At 23.2% G+C, this 22,172-nt stretch carries 24 protein-coding genes; 3 read left to right on the top strand and 21 right to left on the bottom strand.

Annotation, left to right across the window (positions count from 1 at the left end; translation table 4 throughout):
* Positions 1–182 precede the first annotated feature (182 nt).
* Together SCORR_RS02515 and coaE are read left to right on the top strand one after the other, a co-directional pair.
* Positions 183–1,628 (top strand): hypothetical protein, encoded by a 1,446-nt coding sequence (locus SCORR_RS02515; protein WP_094048804.1) that lies wholly within the window; start codon positions 183–185, stop codon positions 1,626–1,628.
* Between the two features lie 10 nt (positions 1,629–1,638).
* Complete coding sequence (gene coaE / locus SCORR_RS02520) at positions 1,639–2,253, top strand: dephospho-CoA kinase (RefSeq protein ID WP_094048806.1); 615 nt, start codon at positions 1,639–1,641, stop codon at positions 2,251–2,253.
* Here coaE and SCORR_RS02525 read toward each other — a convergent pair.
* The 14 genes from SCORR_RS02525 to SCORR_RS02590 form a co-directional block, all read right to left on the bottom strand.
* A complete protein-coding gene (locus SCORR_RS02525; protein WP_094048808.1) occupies positions 2,250–2,918 on the bottom strand; it encodes a hypothetical protein in 669 nt (222 codons plus the stop codon). The two genes, coaE and SCORR_RS02525, sit on opposite strands and share 4 nt — an antisense overlap.
* A 127-nt stretch (positions 2,919–3,045) precedes the next feature.
* Entirely contained in the window at positions 3,046–4,392 is a 1,347-nt protein-coding gene (locus tag SCORR_RS02530; RefSeq protein ID WP_094048809.1) for a Y-family DNA polymerase, read from the bottom strand.
* Positions 4,382–5,188 carry a TlyA family RNA methyltransferase gene (locus SCORR_RS02535; RefSeq protein ID WP_094048811.1) on the bottom strand — a complete coding sequence of 269 codons (807 nt, stop codon included), beginning with the start codon at positions 5,186–5,188 and terminating at the stop codon, positions 4,382–4,384. Before SCORR_RS02535 ends, SCORR_RS02530 begins: the two co-directional genes overlap by 11 nt.
* A gap of 9 nt (positions 5,189–5,197) precedes the next feature.
* The gene (locus SCORR_RS02540; RefSeq protein WP_094048813.1) at positions 5,198–6,172 is read right to left on the bottom strand and encodes a hypothetical protein; all 975 of its coding nucleotides are present in this window, start codon (positions 6,170–6,172) and stop codon (positions 5,198–5,200) included.
* Between the two features lie 2 nt (positions 6,173–6,174).
* Positions 6,175–7,812: a 1-deoxy-D-xylulose-5-phosphate synthase N-terminal domain-containing protein gene (locus SCORR_RS02545; RefSeq protein WP_094048815.1), complete on the bottom strand. Its 1,638-nt coding sequence runs from the start codon at positions 7,810–7,812 to the stop codon at positions 6,175–6,177.
* Between the two features lie 25 nt (positions 7,813–7,837).
* The gene (xseB, locus tag SCORR_RS02550) at positions 7,838–8,035 is read right to left on the bottom strand and encodes an exodeoxyribonuclease VII small subunit (protein WP_094048817.1); all 198 of its coding nucleotides are present in this window, start codon (positions 8,033–8,035) and stop codon (positions 7,838–7,840) included.
* Positions 8,022–9,374: an exodeoxyribonuclease VII large subunit gene (gene xseA, locus SCORR_RS02555; protein WP_094048819.1), complete on the bottom strand. Its 1,353-nt coding sequence runs from the start codon at positions 9,372–9,374 to the stop codon at positions 8,022–8,024. The genes xseB and xseA overlap by 14 nt, the downstream gene beginning before the upstream one ends.
* Before the next feature lie 8 nt (positions 9,375–9,382).
* On the bottom strand, positions 9,383–10,891 hold the full coding sequence (locus SCORR_RS02560) for a hypothetical protein (protein ID WP_094048821.1): 1,509 nt from the start codon (positions 10,889–10,891) through the stop codon (positions 9,383–9,385).
* 11 nt (positions 10,892–10,902) lie between these two features.
* Positions 10,903–11,301, bottom strand: a complete 399-nt coding sequence (locus tag SCORR_RS02565; RefSeq protein ID WP_094048823.1) for a transcription antitermination factor NusB — start codon at positions 11,299–11,301, stop codon at positions 10,903–10,905.
* A 17-nt stretch (positions 11,302–11,318) separates the two neighbouring features.
* Positions 11,319–12,368 (bottom strand): hypothetical protein, encoded by a 1,050-nt coding sequence (locus SCORR_RS02570; protein ID WP_094048825.1) that lies wholly within the window; start codon positions 12,366–12,368, stop codon positions 11,319–11,321.
* Positions 12,369–12,406: 38 nt separating this feature from the next.
* On the bottom strand, positions 12,407–13,312 hold the full coding sequence (locus SCORR_RS02575; RefSeq protein WP_094048827.1) for a deoxyribonuclease IV: 906 nt from the start codon (positions 13,310–13,312) through the stop codon (positions 12,407–12,409).
* On the bottom strand, positions 13,305–14,204 hold the full coding sequence (locus SCORR_RS02580; RefSeq protein ID WP_094048829.1) for a riboflavin kinase: 900 nt from the start codon (positions 14,202–14,204) through the stop codon (positions 13,305–13,307). Before SCORR_RS02580 ends, SCORR_RS02575 begins: the two co-directional genes overlap by 8 nt.
* 17 nt (positions 14,205–14,221) lie before the next feature.
* A complete protein-coding gene (locus SCORR_RS02585) occupies positions 14,222–14,521 on the bottom strand; it encodes a hypothetical protein (RefSeq protein ID WP_094048831.1) in 300 nt (99 codons plus the stop codon).
* A gap of 8 nt (positions 14,522–14,529) precedes the next feature.
* The gene (locus tag SCORR_RS02590; RefSeq protein ID WP_094048833.1) at positions 14,530–15,198 is read right to left on the bottom strand and encodes a hypothetical protein; all 669 of its coding nucleotides are present in this window, start codon (positions 15,196–15,198) and stop codon (positions 14,530–14,532) included.
* Positions 15,199–15,304: 106 nt separating this feature from the next.
* On the opposite strand from SCORR_RS02590, the gene plsY reads away from it, so the two are divergent.
* The gene (gene plsY, locus SCORR_RS02595) at positions 15,305–16,075 is read left to right on the top strand and encodes a glycerol-3-phosphate 1-O-acyltransferase PlsY (protein WP_094048835.1); all 771 of its coding nucleotides are present in this window, start codon (positions 15,305–15,307) and stop codon (positions 16,073–16,075) included.
* 11 nt (positions 16,076–16,086) lie between these two features.
* On the opposite strand, the gene SCORR_RS02600 is transcribed toward plsY, so the two are convergent.
* The 7 genes from SCORR_RS02600 to SCORR_RS02630 form a co-directional block, all read right to left on the bottom strand.
* The gene (locus SCORR_RS02600) at positions 16,087–16,770 is read right to left on the bottom strand and encodes an MBL fold metallo-hydrolase (RefSeq protein WP_094048837.1); all 684 of its coding nucleotides are present in this window, start codon (positions 16,768–16,770) and stop codon (positions 16,087–16,089) included.
* A gap of 15 nt (positions 16,771–16,785) precedes the next feature.
* Complete coding sequence (locus SCORR_RS02605; RefSeq protein WP_094048839.1) at positions 16,786–17,001, bottom strand: YneF family protein; 216 nt, start codon at positions 16,999–17,001, stop codon at positions 16,786–16,788.
* Between the two features lie 70 nt (positions 17,002–17,071).
* Positions 17,072–19,042 carry a transketolase gene (gene tkt / locus SCORR_RS02610; RefSeq protein WP_094048841.1) on the bottom strand — a complete coding sequence of 657 codons (1,971 nt, stop codon included), beginning with the start codon at positions 19,040–19,042 and terminating at the stop codon, positions 17,072–17,074.
* A 60-nt stretch (positions 19,043–19,102) separates the two neighbouring features.
* Entirely contained in the window at positions 19,103–19,291 is a 189-nt protein-coding gene (locus SCORR_RS02615) for a DUF896 domain-containing protein (RefSeq protein WP_094048843.1), read from the bottom strand.
* Positions 19,292–19,300: 9 nt separating this feature from the next.
* Positions 19,301–20,581, bottom strand: coding sequence for a ribosome biogenesis GTPase YqeH (yqeH, locus tag SCORR_RS02620; protein ID WP_157705348.1), 1,281 nt, complete (start codon positions 20,579–20,581; stop codon positions 19,301–19,303).
* The gene (locus SCORR_RS02625) at positions 20,568–21,149 is read right to left on the bottom strand and encodes a YqeG family HAD IIIA-type phosphatase (protein WP_094048847.1); all 582 of its coding nucleotides are present in this window, start codon (positions 21,147–21,149) and stop codon (positions 20,568–20,570) included. Before SCORR_RS02625 ends, yqeH begins: the two co-directional genes overlap by 14 nt.
* Positions 21,150–21,196: 47 nt before the next feature.
* Positions 21,197–22,135, bottom strand: a complete 939-nt coding sequence (locus SCORR_RS02630; protein ID WP_157705350.1) for a hypothetical protein — start codon at positions 22,133–22,135, stop codon at positions 21,197–21,199.
* Positions 22,136–22,172: the final 37 nt, after the last annotated feature.

A 22,172-nucleotide genomic window follows, 5' to 3' on the forward strand; every position in this document is an offset into this window, starting at 1 on the left:
TATATTTTAAGTAGATAAAAGGTTTCTAATAAATAAGACATAATATAACTTACTTTTACACTCGTGCTATTTATTATTCTTAATGGTTTCCTACTAAAATAAAACTTACTCTTGCATTTAAACCCTATTTATATAGAGTTTAAAATATTGTATAATTATATTGTTTAATGAAAGGTTAATATATGGCTAATATAAAAATTTTAAAAGAAAATCGTAAATCAGTCTTTATGTTAACCTCTTTAACTATTTTTTCTCTAATTTTAATAACATTTTCAGTATTAATGATGTTTTCTCCAATTATGAGTTTAGATAATTTAGCAAAGGTTAATGAAGTATATTCTGATACAAGTATTTATACAAATATAATGAGTTTATTTTATAAAGTTAATAGTGCACCTGATTTTTCATTAATTAGTAACATTTTTATGATAGTTTATTTGCCTTTATCTACAGGTCTTATTTGCTTAGTATTATTAGTTTTAAGATTAATTATTCATTCTGTTGGTTATAAGTCAAGAAGTAGAAAAGGAATAGTAATAATAGTTAAACCTGTTAGAAGCTATCAATTAACAATGATGATTTGCTGACTTATGTGAGTAATACTTACACTTGTATCTTTTTTAAGTTATTTATCAGCTTCACCATTTTTATCAGGTGTTTCATGGTTCATAAGTTTAAATAATTCACCATATGTTGATAGTGAAACCATTCAGAAATACTCAGAAATATTTAACAATCAATTTAAAGATTGTTATTGACTAACTTTCGCCTTCTTTAGTGGTTATTCTAACGGTATTTATGGTGAGACAAGTGATGCGTTAAAATTATTATGAATCTTTTTACCATTTATTCCACAATTTATATTTATTATTATTTCTTTTATTGGGACATTGTGTGGAGAATGTAGTTGAGGAAAAATTAACGTCTCTGTTATTAGAGATCTTGATTTATCACCCGAAGGTAATATTGAAGTAACAAATAATTTATCAAAAAGAATAATGTCAAAAAAGATTAATATTAATAAAATTAGTAGTTCTGATTTACAAGCAAGAATATTATTATTTTATAAAAATTTTATACGTCTTTTAGAGTTATCGGATAATACTAAAATTCCAATATATAAAGAATCAAGATTATTGCTTGAAAAATTTAGTGTTATTCAAAAAACTAATTGAAAAAAAGCAGGTTATTATATAGAAGAAATAGTAGATTGATATTCATCGACAGATCAAAAATTTGTAAAATTAATTAGTCAGTTAGTTACTAATCCAAAAAATAATCTATTTAAAACAAATAAAGAACAGCTATATATTTTAATAAAAGAATATCAAAGTGCAATTAATAAATGAAATTTACTAGATGCTGAATTTAAAATTGAACAAATATTTGCTCTCACTATTCGTGTAACTGAATTATTAGCTAAGGTAGGGTATTGTTTAAAAACAAGGTTAGCAAATAATTTTGATAGTTATGAAAATAAAGTTGCTTTTATAGATGCATTAAATAATGCAAAGTTAAACAAGAATTACAATAATTATAGAGATATTTGTATCCAAATAATAAAAAAAATGTCTCCAGAAAAAGTAGCAATTACTGATTTTATAAATAAAACATTATCATCTTATTAAGAAGGGGATTATGATTAAAATATTAGGTCTTTATGGAAATATTGGTTCAGGAAAAACAACTTTAATAAATTATCTATTAAGTACAGATATAGGTAAATATTTACATTATATAAGTGCAGATTTAATAGGTAAAAGTTTATTGGATGAAAATATTGTCAAATTATTTATAAAAAATAATTTTGAACATATTATTAAAGATGATACTGTAGATAAAAGTAAATTAAGAGATACCCTTTTTAATAACCCTAGTTCTAATAAGTTATATAGTAACTTTATATGACCGCTTATTTCAAAAGAAATAAATAATAAAATCAGTAAAATTAGCTCTAAAGAAGTTAAGATTATTATTGTTGAAGCATCAGTTATTGATGGATTAAATATAAATTACAATTATAAATTATTAGTTTGCACAAAATTTATAAGTAAAAAATTACAATATAAAAATATAATAAAAAGAGATTTGAATAAGACAAATTATAATCAACTAAAAAATATATATAGATATCAAAAAAAGTTAAATAAACAAGTTAAATGAGATTATAAAATAAAAAATAATTATAAAAATATAAAATTATTTTTTGATAGGGGGTATAAGATAATAAAAAACCTGTTAATAGAATCTTAATCATCAACAGGTTTTTTCTTTTTGTTTTTTATATAACCAGCTTCTTTTAATGCTTCTTGTATTGCAGTTCTTACAAAATCTTGTGTTTGCTCTTCGGTATAAATTGTTTTATTATCTTCTAAATTTGGATCATCTAGTAAATTTAGTTTTTTTAATACTTTTTTATTTAATTTATTAAGATTAATTTCTAATGTGTCATCATTTTTGTTTATTAATTTAATTTCAGGTTCAAACTTAATATCGTATATATTTTTTTGTTTAGCTCCTTTTTGCTTTTTATTAAACTTAGTTTCATTTAAATTAATAGACTCGTCCTTATTTGAATTTAATAATTTAAGTCTCAATGTTTCCATTCTTGTTGTTAAATCTGATTCATCAACTTTTACTATTTCATCATTATTATCTTCAAGATTTAATTTTGCCTTCTCTTTCTTTATTTTTTCCTTAGCATTTTTTAAAATGTATTCGATTGTGCCTGGTTTAGGTTTTGACTTAATGCTTTGCTTTAGTATCTCTTCTTCAGTTTGTATGCCATGTAATCTTCTTACTTTTTCATTAAGCATCTTTTCAATTGATTCATTTTGTTTGAAGATATCTTGTTCTTTACATACGTGTATTTTCATGTGCTTTTGGCAAAACTTAGGTGTAGATATTGGCGATTTCATTATGTCCTCCAAGAATTATTTATTATTTAATTATACTATATAAATTTAAAATATAATACTTGTATATGTTTAAGTAATTAAAACAAGTAGGGGTTTTATAATAAAAGAAAGATTTATAAAGATTTAACTAATTATAGTCTTCATTCCCCTTTTTTCATTTATTTATTATTTGATCATTTGATAGATGCATATCGTCTTTTTTGATGTATTTTGATTGTGATACATTTTTCTCTTTATGCATTTGCAATGTATTTCCAGTAAAAATAACTTCTTTTCCATATTTATTTTTTAAATCATAAATTAAATCTTTGTTCACTTTTGAATATAAATCTTTAAACTTTTCTTCGTTTCATTCGTTAATTTCTTGTTGAACAAAGCTATTAATTTTATTTGTAAGGTTAGACAACCTTACCCCAATCAATAACACAGGTTCTCCTTCTCAAAGATCATAAAAGCATCTTTTAGCGACTGTAAAAATTTGTTCAACATCATTTGTAGGATTAATTATTTTTTCTTGTTTAGAGATATGTTTTTTTCTCTCTTGTTTAGAGTATACATTCTTATCTAAATTATTAAGACATTTTAAATTTATTGATATTACAGAACCAATTAAAAATCTTTTTTTAGCTCTATCAGATACTTTTGATGATAATTCAAAAATTAGTGATTCTAGTTCATTGTAATTTGTGGTTGTATAATTAAGAGTCATTTCATTCCCTATTGATTTTAAATCATTATTTGTTTGAAGTAATTCATCATCACTTATACCATTTGCTCAATTTCATAATGTAATACCACGTTTTCCTAATATTTTATATATAAAATCTTTATTAGAAAATGCCAAGTCTTTAATTGTTTTTATATTATTCTCTACTAGTATTCTCTCTGTTGCTTCGCCAACCATGAACATATTTTTTATTTCTAATGGTCAAATTTTTGTTTCTATGTCTTTTTCAAGTAAAATACTTATTCCAGAAGGTTTTTTAAAATCAACTGCCATTTTTGCAAGAAACTTATTTGTACTAACACCAATTGAACAACTTAAATCAAAACTATTTTTTATATCATCAATAATTGTTTGAGCTAACTTTCTTACACTTCCAAATCTTCGTCATATATTAGTGACATCTATATAACATTCATCAATCGAAGCTACTTCTATTTTTTTTGTATACTTATTAAATATTAAATCAAAAACTTTTTCTGAGAAATTTATATATAATTGAAAATCTGTGTGTACAATGTATAAGTCTTTGCATAATTTTTCAGCTTGAAATAATGGCATTCCTGCTTTTATACCAAACCTTCTTGCATTGTAACTTGCTGTTAATATTATCGATCTTCTATTAGGAGAACTTACAATAAGATTTTTATCTTTTATTTTTTGGTTATTAGCCATATGACATCCAGCATAAAACGCATCCATATCTAATAAAAAAATTACTTTTTTACTTTTTTGATTACTATTTACCATAAAAATTCGTTCAACATTCTTTCACTAGATTTTCAACATTTGATAGGTTATAATTTAAATCATTCTTTTTAATAATATAACATATATATTCTATATTTTTCTTTTTATTACCTAATATAGGAGATCAATATATATCCTTTATTGAAAATCCATTTATTTTTGCATATTCAATTACTCTTGTAATTGCTTTAATATGTGATTCCTTCGAATTAATTTTCCCATTTTTTACATCTTCTTTATCACACTCGAATTGAGGTTTTATTAAAACTACACCAGTTGTATCATTTTGTATAAGTTTTGAAAGTGGTTCTAAAATTTTGCTAATAGATATAAAACTTACATCACAACAAAAAAAATCAATTTCCTTATTTACCATTTCCTTTTTTATATATCTAAAATTAGTATTTTCTAATGAACATACCCTATTGTCATTTCTTAATTTTCAGTCTAATTGGTTTGTTCCAACATCAACTGCAAAAACATAACTAGCATTATTTTGTAAACAGCAATCTGTAAAACCACCAGTTGAACTACCAATATCAAGACACACTTTACCATTTAAATTAATTTTTCATTTTTTAATTGCTGCATCTAGTTTTTTTCCTGCCCTACTTACAAATTCCATTTCTTCATGATTAATATTTATTTTTATTTTCTCTTTATTAAACATTGTTCCTGGTTTAGTAATTTTTTCATTATTTACTATGACTTTACCATCCATTATTAAACTTCTAGCTTTGTTCTTGTTTTCTACAAAATCTAAATTTAACAATATTTGATCTAGCCTTTCTTTCATAAACTCTCCTTAAAATTTCTTTTTTTTATACTTATATTTTCTTAAATTTAGTCTTTTAATATTATTTGATCTATCAAGATTTTCATATAATGCATTTTCTTCTTTTATAGCATCTTTAATTCGTGAAAAAATCTCTGAACCATAAGTTGTGATAAAACTTTGTTTTAGTTTCTTTAATCTGTTCATAAATTTAGAATATGATAATGAAAATGATTTAGTCAAATTTAGTTTATGGTAATTACCATCCTTCAAAGTTTTTTTTATGGTTGATATAATGTTTTGTTTTTGTTCTTCAGTATCAACTACAAAATCTCTTTGACTATCTAATATTTCCTTACCTTCAGTCTTATAATCTACCAAAAGGTTATCAAAGTGTTCTACTTTTATTTTTACTGGATTATTAGTTAGTTTACTTTCGAAATCTTTAAAAGTATTAAAAATATTATCTTTATCTTGAATAACTTTATCATCTATAATATCGGTTTTATGAGTACTTATTTTTTCTTCATTTAACTTCTCATTATTAAATACACTTTCATCAACAGTTAGTTCTTGCGTTGGTTCTTGAATAACAGGTTCAGATAAATTAAGAATGTTTTTTTTATAAGTTTTTGCTGGAACTGGTTCTGGTCTCTTAATAACTTTGACATTTACAACTATAGGTTTTTTATTTTCATTTATTAAATCATCAAATTCCAAAGTGTAGTATGTAGGATAATCATCATACATTTGTTTATTAAATACGTTAAGTTCTCTAATTAATGTTTCTTCAGTTCCTTCTGGAACAATAATATGTTCTTCATATTCCTTAACTATTTCTTTATCAACTTGTCTTTTAAGGTGCAGAATTCTTCTCAACTCTTCAATGTCTTTTAATGTAGCATTTTTTTCTTTAGTAGTTAAACCTTCTAAAATATTATTAAATTCTCTATCTTTATAAAGTTTTTCTAAAAAATAGTTTCTATCCGCTATTTTATTTTCCATCTTTAACCTTCCTTAAGAATAAAATTAAATATATAATCAATATCTAAACGCGCTTCTTTTAATAGTTCCTTCATACTTCCATGCATTACATTGTTACTTTTTAAATTAAAATTATAAATATTTTCTTTATTTTTAAAATAAGCAATAATTTTTTCATACAATGAACCTGTTTCATATACTTCTTCGTATACGTATATATTATTATATCTATTTTGTTCCAATATTTTAATATCAAATGGCTTAATAAATCTTGCATTTACTAAGTTTATGTTTAAATTATTTTTTAAAATATAATCTTTAAAATCCTTCAATATATTTCCATATGCCATTAGAACTTTCTTGTTGTTTTTATTATAAATTAGATAATCTCATTCACCAATTTTTATTTTTTTGATTTGTTTAGATATCGGTAATTCTTTATTTTCGTACCTTAAAAAAAATACTTTATTAGTATTTTCATAAAGAAGTTTTGTAAGTTGTTTTACGTCGTTTTCATCATAAGGATTACAAATAACGCTATTTTGAATATTTGATGCAATAGATATATCATAAATTCCGTGGTGACTGACTCCCCCACTATAACTTAAACCTCCCCTATCTATTAAAAACCCAACAGGATTATTATTTCTAGCTACGTCATGTATTAATTGATCCACACATCTTTGTAAAAATGTGGAATAAATTGACACAAATACTTTTTTGTTGGTGTTACTAATAGCATTTGCTGTTAATACTATAGTTTCTTCATTTATGCCCATATCAATAACATTATTATAAAACTTTTCTTTTAAGTGATGGAAATTTGATGGTTTTAGCATTGATGCTGATAATAAATAATCATCATTTGTAAAATAATTTGTTATTTCTTCAGAAATTGCAACAGTATAGCTTTTATTTTTAACTTCTTCTACAGAGTGGTTAAAAATTAATGGTTTATTTCCTGTATAACCTAATGCTTTTTTAGTCTTAAAATGTATTAAAACATGATTTTTGATTGTCTCAACTTTATTAAGGCAATCAAAAATATTAGTAAAGTTATTACCATTTTCACAAAAAATATAATTAATTCCTAATGACTTGCAGTATGAATCTATGCTATTTAATCTAGGTGTTTCAGTTCCAATTGATTCTTCATTATCATTTAAAAAAATTATAACTTTACTTTTAGATTTTCCTAAGTTAAGTAATGCTCCGTGTGAATATGAGGTAAAAAATGCTGCATCTCCAATTGTTACTACAATATTTTTCTTAACATTGATTATTCCATAACCAACTGCGTATGCTAATGCAGTCGATGAATGACCAGAACTAATTCAATCTAAGTCACTTTCTTTAAATTCTTGAAAATTACTTAAACCATTTTTATCTTTTAATGTTTCAAACTTTTTATAACCATTAACCAATAGTTTAAATACATGAGATTGATGACCGGTATCGAATAAAATCATACTATCGTCTATATTAAAAAAAACAAAAAAGGCAATTGTTAGTTCAACAACACCTAAATTGCTTCCAATATGACCATTTTTCTTTTGAATAAAATTAGATAAATATTCTCTTATTACACTTGCGAATTTTTCTAACTCTTTTAAGTTTTTGTTTTTATATAAATTCTTATAACCTATTTCATCATCTAACATAACACTACCTTTATTTCTATATTATCTAAAAATCACTTACTTTATTATCATCCATAACTTTCTTAACTTCACCTTCTAAATTTGTAAGTAAATCTTTAGCTTCTTTAATTAGTTCATTACCTTTTTTAAATAACTCAATTGAGTCTTCCATTTTAGTTGCTGGATCATTTAATTTATTAGATATATCCTTAATTTCATCAATTAGTTCATTAAATTTGTTCATTATTTTTTCCTCTCTTTTCGATTTGAATTTCTTTTTCACCGTCAGCTAATGTTATATTTATTATATCAATATTATTAAGTTCCACTACACTTCTTATAATTTTTTTATCGTCTTTTAATATAGCGTAACCTTTTTTTAATATAAAAGATGTGTCGTGAAGTTTTATAATTTGTTCATAGTTCATTAAACTTGCTTTATATTTCTCAATATTTCTTATTACTACTGAGTTTATCTTATTTTCACTAAATTGAAGCTCATTATTACTTTGTTTAATTCTGTTATTAATAGTTTCACAATATGATTTACTTATTCAATTCAAATTCTCTTTTGTCTTATTAATTATTTTAATAATATTATTAGTAATGCTATTTGATAAAATATTTAAATTAGTATTGTTTTTGTTTAGTTTATTAGTAAGACTTTCTCTATTTTTTAATAATACATTGTCTAAAAAAATACTATAATTTGATGTATGTTTTTTTAATATTTGACCAAAATTAATTAGTTTACTATTTAGATTGTTTATTAAATAGATTTTATCTTGGGTAGCTTTTTCTCCTGCAGCCGTTGGCGTTGAAGCTCTTAAGTCCGCTACATAGTCTGAAAGAGTTACATCTGCATCATGACCAATTCCTGTTATAATTGGGATTTTACTGTTGTGTATAGCTTCTAAAACTTCCATTTCATTAAAGCTTCATAAGTCTTCATAACTTCCACCACCTCTACCAACTATTAAAACATCTAACTTAATATTAAAATTATTTGCTTGTTTAATTTTCTTTGCTATATCTTTAGCACTTTCATCACCTTGAACTAAAGCTGGAAATATATAAATATTAACTATTGAATATCTTCGCTTAATAGTTGTTATTAAATCATTAACCGCATCACCAGTTGCAGCAGTTACAATACCAATATTTTTAGGCAATAATGGTATAGGTTTTTTAAGTGAACTATCGAATCACCCTTTGCTTTCTAATTCCTTATATCTTTTTTCGTATTTTAAAGCTAATGCTCCAATACCACCTATCTCAATATTAGTGGCAATAAATGTAATTTTACAAGTTTTAGAATATAAAGAAAGACTTCCAACAGCTGTGATTTCAGTACCTTCATTTATATCTAAATCAAGAAATTTATGAGCGTTAAACTTCCACATAGCACAATCAATTTTTGCATCAACTTCTTTTAATGAAAAATATATATGACCCATTTTATTAAATGTTAGGTTTGCAACTTCCCCTTTTATTTTAATTTCTTTAAAATTGTTGTTATTTTCAATATGACTTTTTATTAGTTCATTTATCTCACTAACTTTAAAGATACTTTCTTTTTCCATCTTTCTCCTTATAAAAAACTAAGTTTTTCAATGCTATTTTTTAATTTGCTATAAAATTCAAAAATTTCAAGAGCCTCCAATTGTGAAATTTCTTTTTGTTTTAGTTTCAACTTAAACTCATTTTGATATGCAATGAAGTATTTATTTAATTCACTAATGTTAAGCCCTCTTATTTTTGCTTTGATATTACTTTCCTGTTCTTTACTTATTGATTCCTTCCTTACTTTAACATTATCGATATTTTTTTCAAAAAAATTTATAAAGGTATTAAAACTTTTTTTAATTTTTTTGGTATCTAGATCAAGGAGGTCGAAATTCTCTTCAATTGTTATTTCAGTTATTAATTGAGTATAGTTTTTATAGTTATTTTTTATGTTCATTTCCTTTAATGGTGAAGTGTAAATTATTTTTAAATCTTCTTCAACTAAATTGTTATTATCGGTTATTGAATATTTATGATTTTTATTAGAATTAATTTCTGCATTTTTATAACTTTTTTTTTCTTTTATTTCTTCTTTCTTATAATTTACATTTGATTTATCTAATATTTCTTCTCAATATTTATTTAACACGTCTTTATCGATATTTACATTTTTTGTAATCATTTCATTTTTATCAATTAGTAATTTGTTTGAATTTAAGAACTTAATTAATGACTCTAAGTCTTCAAAATTTTTTTTATTTAATAAATCAATAAAAGTTAAATAATTATTATTAATTGATAAAATTGAACAATTATTTTCAAATAATAACTTTAAAAATAATAAACTATTTAAAAAGTAGTTTTGATAGTTATAAATTTTAGTAATGTTAAAATCGATTACAACTAATGAATTAGGTTTTATTAAACTTTTTATTTTTAAAAACTTGTTTGAATAATCATTGATATGTTTTTCTACATTTTTAGAAGAGAAAGTATCTAATAATTCATCAATATAACAATTTCATACTCTATGAATTTCATCATCAAAATTACTTAACTGATTATTATTAATTTCAATAAAATAATTATAGTCAAATTTATAATAATCATTAACAAAATCCTTTTTTAATTTATATAAAAAATTATTTGAATTAAATAGTTCTTTATGAAAATGTTTATTCAAATCATCGATATTTCTTATAAAAACACTGTCTACATGTTTTTTTAAATTATTAATATTTTTTTCATAATATAATTTTTTATCATCTTTTATTTTTTGTAAAGTAAAAAAAATAATTTGATCAAAACTATTTTTTCTAAGATTGTCATTAGTGTCCTTAATGTAATTATTAAAATTTTTTTCAAGATTAATATCTATGTTTAATTTTTTATTTTCATTTTTTAAAAAGTTATAAGTAACAAAACTATCATAAATTTTTTCTAAATACTTTTTCTTACTATCAATATTTTCACTGAATTTTGATTCTAAAAAATATTTATGAAAACCACAATAAATATTATTTTTTAACTTAAGAAAAAACTTTTTTAATATATTATAAAAATTATTTTTTATAATTAAGAAATTACTATCCATATTAACCTCTACTAAATTTTATCAAGAATAGCATTAACGAAACTGGTTTCTCAACTAGGTAAGTAACTTCTTGATAAGTCTATACTCTCGTTAATTACAACTGTTTTTGGTGTTATATTATTTTTAATTTCAAAAGCTCCGTTTATAAGTATTGCCTTAATTATATTTGGTATTCTTTTTCATTTTCAGTTTTCACTAAGATTATTCTCACATAATTCAATTAATTCCTTTAATTGATCGCATATTTTAAATGCATGTTCTTCAAACTCTACACTAATATCAATTAATTGGAATCCATCAATTACTTCTTGTTTAATATTAGTTTTTTCTTCTAATAAAAAATATCTATATAGTAGTTGTATAGTATTTTGTCTTCTTTTCTTTAAATAATTAATACTAGTGCTATTCATTTTTCAATACTCCCCGACTATACAAACTTTATAAAATCTACTCCAAATATTATGGTGCTAATTTGATTCCCTTCCTTACTATTATCAGATTGTAATTTTGAGATACTTATTAAATTAGTTAAATATTTTTTATCATGCGTTGCTGAATAATATACAAATTCTTCTGGTGTAGATAACTGTAATTTATATGTATAATCTCCACTAGAGTTTCTCATTAATTTTAATGAAAGTAACATTTCGAAATCATTTGCTGAAATATTAAATTTTTTATATATAGAGAAAAACAATCCTTTAACAACAGTATTAATTGATGAATAGTAGTTTTTTAACTCTTCATCGCTAATATTTTCACTTATATTTGAAACAACCTTAAAACTATCTCTAAATTGATCATCTATTTTTAATATATAAGTATTTGAATTTGCCTCTTTGGTAGTATTAGGATTTTTAATTAATCCACTTAATTTTCTTGAGCCGTCTTTATCGCTAAATAAAGGTTTATTAGTAATGTTAAAGTCTAAAAAACTACTACTATAATCACCATCACCTATTTTATATTTAAAATAGAAAACTATTGATTCGGATTTTTCCGTAATTTCATTATTAATAAAGCTAAAATCTAGATATTTTTTTATATTTTTAATATAATTACTTGAATCACTACTTGAATCACTACTTGAATTACTACTTGAATCAATGATTAAACTATCATTATTTTGATTTGCGTAAATTTGAAAATTTATTTTATTTTTATAAAAATTAAGATTACTTATTACTTCTTGGTCTTGATTTAGTATTATTTCTGATGAATCAAAATCACTAAATCTGAAACCGATTAGTTTAATTAATTCTTTATACAATGATACCCCATTTTCTTTTTTATCTTTTAAGTTTAAATCATCAATACTAATTGATTTAAAGCTTTTAAAATTTCATAGACGAGAAATATCGCTTGGAGATTTGTATGTATTATCAACAGGCACCTCACAACTTACAATTAAACTTGTTGAAGTAGTTATAGTTGAAAAACCTAATACACTAAACATAATTTTCTTAAATAAATTCATTAAATCCACCTTTTCATATATATATTATCATAATATAATTATTCTTTAATCAATACTTTGAACGGATCTGTAAATTTAGATTCGTTCAACATTTTTATTTCATCTTTATATGGACAAAAGTCACCAATTCATGGTGTTTCTAAAACTATTGGTATTTGACTAAAAAGTGGATTATGTACTATTTTATTAAGTGATTCAAAACCTATTTTCCCATATCCAATATTATGATGACGATCTTTATGACTATTTAACTCATTTTTACTATCATTCAAGTGTATAGCTAGAAGTCTATTAATGCCAATTATTTTATTAAATTCCTCAATAACACCATCTAAATTGTTTTTAATATCATATCCTGCATCATTAATATGACAAGTATCAATACATACACCTAATTTTGATGTGCTTTTAGCGTTATTAAATATATATTTAAAATCTTCAAATTTTGTACATATTTCAGTTCCTTTTCCTGACATAGTTTCTAATGCTATTTTAATATCTATATTTATAATTTCTGGGTCTAAGAGAACTGTATCAAGACCTTTTATTAAACTATCCAATCCTTTTTCTAATGATGCTCCTACGGTCGCTCCAGGGTGTAATACAAGGGTTTTAACACCTATTTCACCTAATCTTATGATTTCTTCTTTTAATAATCTAATGCCTAAATCATATGTCTCAGGCTTAATAGTATTTGCTAAATTAATAGTGTAAGGTCCATGACAAATTAATTTATCTTTATTTATCTTATATTCTTTTAAAAGAGAGTTAAATTGCTCAATATTTAACTTATTGGTTTCGGTTCTTCTAGTGTTTTGTGGTGCCCCTGTAAAAAACATAAAGGTATTTGCCCCATTATCAATAGCTTCCATTACACTACCTATTAAGTATTTATTAGCTGCATTCATACCGACGTGGCAACCTAAATAATATTTATTATTCATATGTCTCCTTATTTATTTTTAATAATTTAATAAAACTAACATCATTTTTTAATAATAATATTAATTCATCAAGTGAATTGACCTTAATCCCATTTCTTATCCATTTTACCGGTTCGATTGTTACTTTCCAACCATATATTTCTTTATCAAAATCAAATAAATTTACCTCAAATACATCTTGATCTAATTCATTTTTTCAATAACAACCTGCTCCAATGAAAATATAATCAAGATTTTCTATATACACTTTACAAGCATACACCCCATGATTAATAAGCAACTTATTATCTTTATTAAAAACAATATTTATTGTAGGAAATCCTATTTTTCTACCAAGTTGTTTCCCTTTTTCAACAATTCCATCAAACATATACATTAATTTATTATTTATTTTAAATTCTTCAAACTTATTTTCTTTTATTAGTTGAATGTTGTTATATTTATATGATTTTAATTTAAAGTCACCAAATAATAAATTATTTGTACTGAAGTTATTTACAAAAAAGTCGGTATTAAATATTTTACATTCATAATAGTTATTAGCTATAACGGTTTTTTTTATAGATAATTCATTTACTATATTGTTAAAGAGGTCCTTTTGATCAAAATTTAAATAATTTTCATTGTAGTCATAAATAATAACATTATCAATTTTTTGACGTTTTGCTATTTTAATAATATTTTTAGTATTAAAAATTCCATTATTTAAGAAATTTTTTCTAAATAATAATATTGAAGATTTTAACTTTAGCTTTTTACTTTTATTTTTTAAATATTCGATTTGTTTATCTTCAAAATCATCCCAATTCTTAAAATCGCCAATTAAAGCGATATTATCTTCAATATTAACTTTAATTTTTATAAGATAATTAAAATAGTGTACCCTTGTCATTTATTCACCTAAGAAATTTATTTTCCTCTTTTTAAAACCTTTGTTTCAATATATTGCATTTCTAATTCTAAAAATACTAGTTTTTCTTTTATCGACATTATTGAACTCATATTATGTTCAAGATTTCTTCTTTTTGTTAATATTATTGAATATATAAATAACCCTAATACCGGTATAAAAAGCCAAAATATTAAACCTTTTTTTATTTTTTTATCATTAACTTTTTCTTGTTTTATTAAATCGTCATATTCTTTTTTTAGTTCTAAAAGCTTTTTTTCAGCTTCTTCAATACTTATATTTTTATATTCTTCAAACATTTTATACCCTAATTTAATTCTATTTTTCTTAATACTCTATCTAATAAATCTTTCATTGATTGAAATATAATTTTAATTTCATTTGTATTTGATAAGAACTTCTGTTTTTCAATTTCCACACCAATCCCTTCAAGGCTGGAGTAAATATATTTTGTATTTTTGACTAGATCAATAAATTCGTCAATTTTTTTTATTTTTTCATCAATTAATCTATTAGAAACTATTCCATCAAATATACTCTTTAACTTTTTATAAAAAGTTGTATTTCACTGATTTACATTAAATCCATTTATTATATTTAAGTAGTTCACTGAATAAATATCAATTTGTTTTTCAAAGAATATAAATATTTTTTCCTTTAAATCCTCGCTATTTTCTAAAAATACTTTACTTTGAAAAAATTTATTTCATTCAATTTCTGTTTGATAAAAATAATTATATCTTTGTGTAATTAACGTCATCATTAAACAAAGTTCATAGTTATTACCACTAATATGTTTATTGAAAAAATTATTTAACTCATTAAAAATATCTTTTGAGTCATAACTTTTGCTTATTAATATTAAATCTTTTTTTTGATTTGTACTTAGCTTAAATTGTTTGTTTAAAAACAAACCCTTTACATCTCTTTTGTAGAAATCAGAAATAATTTTATTAATGTCAATATTAAAATTCATATATAGACTCCTATGTTAGTATAATCACTTTATATTTTATCTTAAAATAAGCAATTTTTCTATAAATATAGTATTATAATATAGTCTAAATATTAAGAGGTGTAACATGTACTTAGGAACTTTTATAGCTAGTTTGATTGGATATTTAATTGGAAGTTTCACATTTTCTATTATCGTAGTTAAAATAAAAACTAGTAAAGATATTAGAGAAATTGGTAGTAATAATGCTGGTGCTACAAACACGAGCAGAGTTTTAGGTTTAAAATGAGGGATTATAGTACTTATACTTGACTCTCTTAAGGTATTGCTTACAGCTATTATTGCAATGTTAATTAATATGATAAACAATGATTTATTTAATAAAACTAGTTTTTATATACCAATGTTTTTTACATTAATTGGTCATTGTTGGCCAATATACTATAAATTTAAAGGTGGTAAAGCAGTTAGTTGCTTTATGGGTTTACTTTTAGTTACTAATTATATATTATTTATTTTATTTTTAACATTTAGTTTAACAATATTTTTTATATTTAAAAAAGTAAGTTTAGCATCTATTATAGGTTCATTAATTATTTGTATATTAACGTGAATCCCATACATATCTGGTCATTATACATTTGATATTAATGGCTGACTATTCTTTACAAATGCATATAATAATAATTTGTATTTCGTTTGATTTAATAAATTTCACGATCTAAATAAAAAAAGTTCATTTTATGATAGTTTTCTAACAATAAACATAGTGTTAACCTTATCAACAGTATTTCTAATAGTAAGACATAGAAAAAATATTGTAAGATTATTTAAAGGTAAAGAACCAAATTTTGGCAAAAAAGTTGTTATAGACGAAAAAAAACATCAAAATAATTAATTTGATGTTTTTTATTTATCAATAAATTTCATATAATATTTTTTTATTATAAAATCATTATCAATTAAATCATGAATTGATATATTGCTTGGTCCGTGACCAGGATATATCCTATATTCATTATCATAAGATTTAAAAAATCATTTTAATGCACTTATAACATCACTTTTTTCAATACTTTTTTCAAATGCACCAACAATTAATGGGTCTTGGTCCTTTGTTATTAAATCTCCAATAAAAAGAGATTTAATTTTATCTATTTCAATAATTAATGAACCAGAAGTATGAGCTTTTTTTAGAAATATGTTTAAATCATATCCATCTAATGCAATAGTCATATCATTAAGAACTACTTTTAGATTTTCTAGTGGTCTTACCGAATATGGTTCAACACCTTCAAAAAGCATACTTGTATTTTTATGTGGTTCAAATAAGTTTAACAAATCAGAATAACCAATATAAATGTTTGGTAGGTTATGTTTTTCGGATAATTCATTTAGTCCATAAAAATGTCCAAAATGTCCGTGTGTAATTATTATGTTCTTAATAGAAATATTTTTCTTAATCGTAAAATCTAATATTTTTTTATATTCTCTATAACCTGTATCAATTAAAATTGCATTATTTTTTTCCGTGCATAATAAATAACCATTTGTTTTTCTGAAATTTTTATCCTGAAAAGTGTATAAAAGCATAATTATACCTTATAGTTATTTTCCTCTTTTTACTGCATTCATTGTTTTTTTGATATCAGCTTCAGAGGGTTTTCTACCCATACTTCTATACATGGCTCTAATTTGGTTTTCATTTATTGGCGGATTATCTTTTAATTGTTTTTGTATTACCTTACGAGTTATAATAAAACCAATTATTCCACCAACGATTGCTGATACAATAGCTATAATAAGACCTGCTCATCAAGGCATCGTTGTTTATCTCCTTTATTACTATTAATTATGTTTATAAAAAACTACATACTTACTATATCATATTTTACTATTTATAAGTATCTAATATTTTTTTTACTATAATTTTTTCATTAAATGATAGATGATCAAGAACGTGATTAAATGGTGCAGAATGACCGAATGTATCAATACCAAAAGATATTCCATCATCACCAATAAATTTTTGTCAACCAAAAGTTGAAGATAATTCTATTGTAAATCTTTTTGTTTTTCTATCAATAATTAGATTTTGATAATTTATATCTTGTTTTAAGAAGTTATTCATATTAACCATTGAAACAACTCTTACCATTTTATTATTTTTATTTAATTCTTCTTTTACTTTTAAAGCTAATTCTACTTCACTTCCAGTTGCGATTAAAGTAATTTCTGGTTTAATATCATCTTCTAAAATATACGCCCCTTTATTAACATAGTCGAAAACTTTTCTTTCATCTATATGATTTAATTCAGTTAAATTCTGTCTTGTTGCAAGAATAACACTTGGTAGATTTTTATTATTTATGATTGCATCATAATAAGATGCTATTGTTTCGGCCATATCACATGGTCTATAAATAGATATATTTGGAATTGATCTTAGCATTGCTAGTTGTTCAATTGGTTGATGAGTTGGACCATCTTCACCAACTGCAATTGAATCATGTGTAAATACCATTAATTTTTGTATACCCATTAATGCTGATAATCTTATTGCTGGTTTCATATAGTCAGAAAACACAAAGAAACCACTTTCTATTGGTAATAATCCACCATGAAGTGCCATTCCGTTATTTATTGAACTCATAGCAAATTCTCTAACACCATACATAATATTTCTTCCACTTTTATTGTTAAAATCATATGTACCATCCGGACCTTTTATTTTAGTTGATTCACTTAAATCAGCACTTCCACCAATCATAGCCTTTATATTACTTGCTAAGTAGTTAAAAGTTTCTCCAGAGCTAACTCTTGTGGCTTGGGTATTTTTTTTGTTTAATTTAATTAAATCATCTATATTAATAGATCATTCTTTTTTTATCGAAGTTTCTAATTCTTTTGCTAACTCTGGGTATTTTAATTTATATTTATTAAAGTTTATTTCTCATTCTTCATTATATTTTTTTCCTTTTTCAACGACATTCAAATTATAAAATTCATATACATCATTTGGTATTTGAAATGGTTTATATTCTCAATTAAATGATTTCTTTACATTATCAATATCTGTTCCTAAAGGTGCTCCATGAACTTTTGTAGTGCCTTGATTAGTTGCTCCAATACCTATAATTGTTTTAACTTCAATATAGGTTGGTTTATCTGACTTTTTAGCATCTTCAATAGCTTTTTTAATTTCAACTATGTTTTCACCATCGCTAACTCTTATTGTATTTCAATTAGCAGCTTTAAATTTCATAGTTATATCTTCTGATTGTGAAACACTTACCTTTGCATCTAATTGGATATCATTTGAATCGTGTAATACAATTAGCTTATTTAATTTATACCTACCTGCAAAGGAAATAGCTTCTTGACACACTCCTTCTTGTAAATCTCCATCACCACATAATACAAAAGTATGGTGATCAATTAAATTAAAATCACTTGTGTTATAACGTGACGATAAATGAGATTCAGCTAATGCCATCCCAACTCCCATTGCAAAACCTTGTCCAAGAGGCCCTGTAGTGGCCTCAATTCCATCAGTCATACCATATTCTGGATGACCTGGTGTTATTGAACTAATTTGTCTAAAATTTTTTAAATCATTTATAGTAACATTAAAACCTGAAAGGTGTAGTGTTGAATATAATAATGCACTTCCATGACCAGCACTTAATACAAAACGATCTCTATTAAATCATTTTGAATTTTTTGGGTTAATTTTCATTATATCTGTAAATAATACAAAGCATATTGGGGCTGCATCTAAAACTATTCCTGGATGACCTGAGTTTGCCTTATTAATTGCATCAATTCCTAACATTCTTATTGCATTTAGATTATCTTTATTCATTTGTTCATTCTCCAAAATTATTATATAAAAAAAATAAACTATTTATAATATATAAATAATTTATTCTTTACTTTCATCTTTATCCACTATTTTTATTGATTTTAATTGATTTTCAAAATTACCTCTAAATATTTTTAAGTATTCTTGTCTTAATGAGTCTCTATCTTTTAATTCTTCATCAGTCAATTCTCTTTCTTTAGATAACTTTGCATATTCATTGATTTTTTTTATTATTTCTTCCATTTTCATTGTTCACCTCTATATTAAAGGTTTGAGTTTTTTTACAGTAACACCATATTCTGTTTTTGGTACTGTAATTGAAATTTTCATTCCATTATGAGAATTAAAGTTAATTCACCCTAATCCAGATATATGAATATCTACATTTTCTTCTTTATCAAACTCAAACTCATGTGTAATAAATTCAAAATTTGTATCCTTTAACCTAGGAGATAAAGAATGACGATGTTTTTTAAAATAGTTTAATGAATTAAGAGTCTTAGTTCTATGTAATGGTAGTCTTTTGTTTATATAAAAATGAAATCCAACTCTTAATTCTTTATTTTTATCATTCAATAATTGATTATCAACAAAACTAAACCAAGCTAGACCCCCATAAAAAATTGTTTGTCCTTTAAACAATTGATAGGTTACCTGTTTAATTTCTTTTTGAAAAAAGAAGAAATCCCAGTAACTAGGAGCAGTAGCTATTGCAATATGATTATGTTTAATTAATCCTGGTGTATCATAAATATAGTTATCTTTTGTAAAGTTGATTTTAATTTTATCTAATGTTGTATTAACATATTTAGAAGTTACAATTGAAGGAATTTGTTGGTTCAATCTTAAACATGCATTTATAAGACTTGATTTTCCAGCATTTGAAATACCAATTATATATTGGTCATATTTCACACTTCTAAGTTTTAGAATTAAATTATAAACGTATTCTTCTTTTATCGATGAAGTTAATATAATTTCAGAATTCTTTAATGATGAATCTCTAAAATACTCTGTTAAATACTCTAGTACTTTTTTACTTTTTACTGATTTAGGTAACAAATCTACTTTATTAGCAAGTATAACTACCTCTTTTTTTGATATTATTTTTTCTAATCATTCTAATCTACTGCCGGGTAAATCAAATATATCAACAACATAATAATATCGAATGTTTTCATTTTCTTTATTGATGTTATCTAAAATTTCTATAAAATCTTTGTCATTTATATCTTGTTCGACTAATCTATTATAATTTTTAATTTTAAAACATCTCAAGCAGTAATCTTGTTTAACGATATCTAATACATAACCTGGTAATCTTTCATCCTTCATATGTAGTTCTTTACCACAACCAACACATTTTTTTGGTCCATCATCATTATAATTAGTTGTATTTCCGATACCTGGCTCAAATTCGTTTAATGTTACCTTACTTATTTGTTTTACCTTTTTATAATTTTTTTCAGATTCTTTAACTGATTTTTCATTATCTAAATCGCCTTTTTTTTCATTATTATCATCATTATAAAATTTCATAATTTCCTCCAATATCCCCTTCGTCATAGAAACCTTCATGTAAAATATTTTTTTGTGCTAATTTTTTAAATAACTTATCTTCTATATAATGAACAAATTTATTACTTTTAACATCCCTACTTATAGGTGATATTAATATGCTTTTAATATGTGCTCTATTGGAAACTAATATATCAGTTACTAATTGATCACCTATTAGTATCATTTCTTCTTCTTTGTAATCAAATAATTTTTTTATTAACTTCATTTTACCTAATAATGGTTTTTTACAATCTCAAAAATAATTTTCAACCCCTGCTTTTTTAGCGAAATTTTCTACTCTACTTCTAATATTGTTTGAAAATAATACAAATTCCATGTTATGGTAGTTTACATTTTTTATAAAATTCAATACATCATTACTAGGAACTCTTTGATTTCATCCAATTAACGTATTATCCATATCACATAAAACCAACTTTATTCCACTATTTTTTAAAGAACTTAAGTTAATTTTCTTATAACTTTCTAAATAAATTGATGGTTTAAAATAGTTAAGAAGTAATGATTTTCCTTTTAAATTTTTCATAACGTTTCCTTTAAAATATTATATTATAAAAGGCGTTTAAATGGTAATTAATATTTTTTGATAAATTTATTTTTTTCATATGAATTATAAGTAAATTCAAAAATAAAATCTAAAAATATAAGTATTTTTAGTACATCATTATAACAATGATCGATTACTTTTTTTAAAGTATTATTCATGTGTTTATATGATTCAAAACTTATTTTCTTGTTTATTGGATATGAAAAAAATGAATATGTTTCACAACACATGGTATAAATATCGTTTTTTTCTAATTTAAAAGGATCATCAACTATTTCATCAAATCAGTTAAAAAACTTTTTCATACTTGTTAATGAAATCATTTCATCGTGTTGTTTACCAGAGGGTAAATTATTTTTGTTTCAGAATTCTGTTCCATCATTTTTAGTATTAGAAAAAGATAAACTGTTTTCCAATAATGTATATATATCAAAAAAATTAACGTTTAATTCGTTCTTTTCTTTATTTAAAAATGTCATTTTTAAATGCTTTTTTGTAAATAGTCTTCTATAATTATTTACTCAAAGATTTATGATTTTTACATCATTACTAGCCCCTGCGCAAATCACGGTTCTTATATCTTTATTTCTGCACATATTTAAAAATGATATAATCATTTTTTCATATTGGTTATAAAAATTATATGAATTGTCATTGTAATTTCTTTTGATACTAATTGATTTAATAGCTTTTTTATTATCTCTTGATGAAATTTCTTTTAATGATTTTGCAAAAGAATATTGGATAACATATACAATATCTTTATTATTTTCATTGTATAGTTTTTCTTCGTATTCATTGTTAATGTCATGCGAATTATTAAAAAATTCAGTATCTAAGATTATTATAGGAAATTCAATTTTCTCTATAAAACTTTTTGCTATATTTTTATCAAATCTAAATGTTTGACTTTCATTAACCAAAAAATATCCTTCATCAATAACTTGAATTGAATTTAATTTCATGTTTTTATACCTACTTTTAAATAATATCATATTTTTT

Source organism: Spiroplasma corruscae, from assembly GCF_002237575.1.
GTDB classification, from domain to species: Bacteria; Bacillota_I; Bacilli_A; order Mycoplasmatales; family Mycoplasmataceae; genus Spiroplasma_A; species Spiroplasma_A corruscae.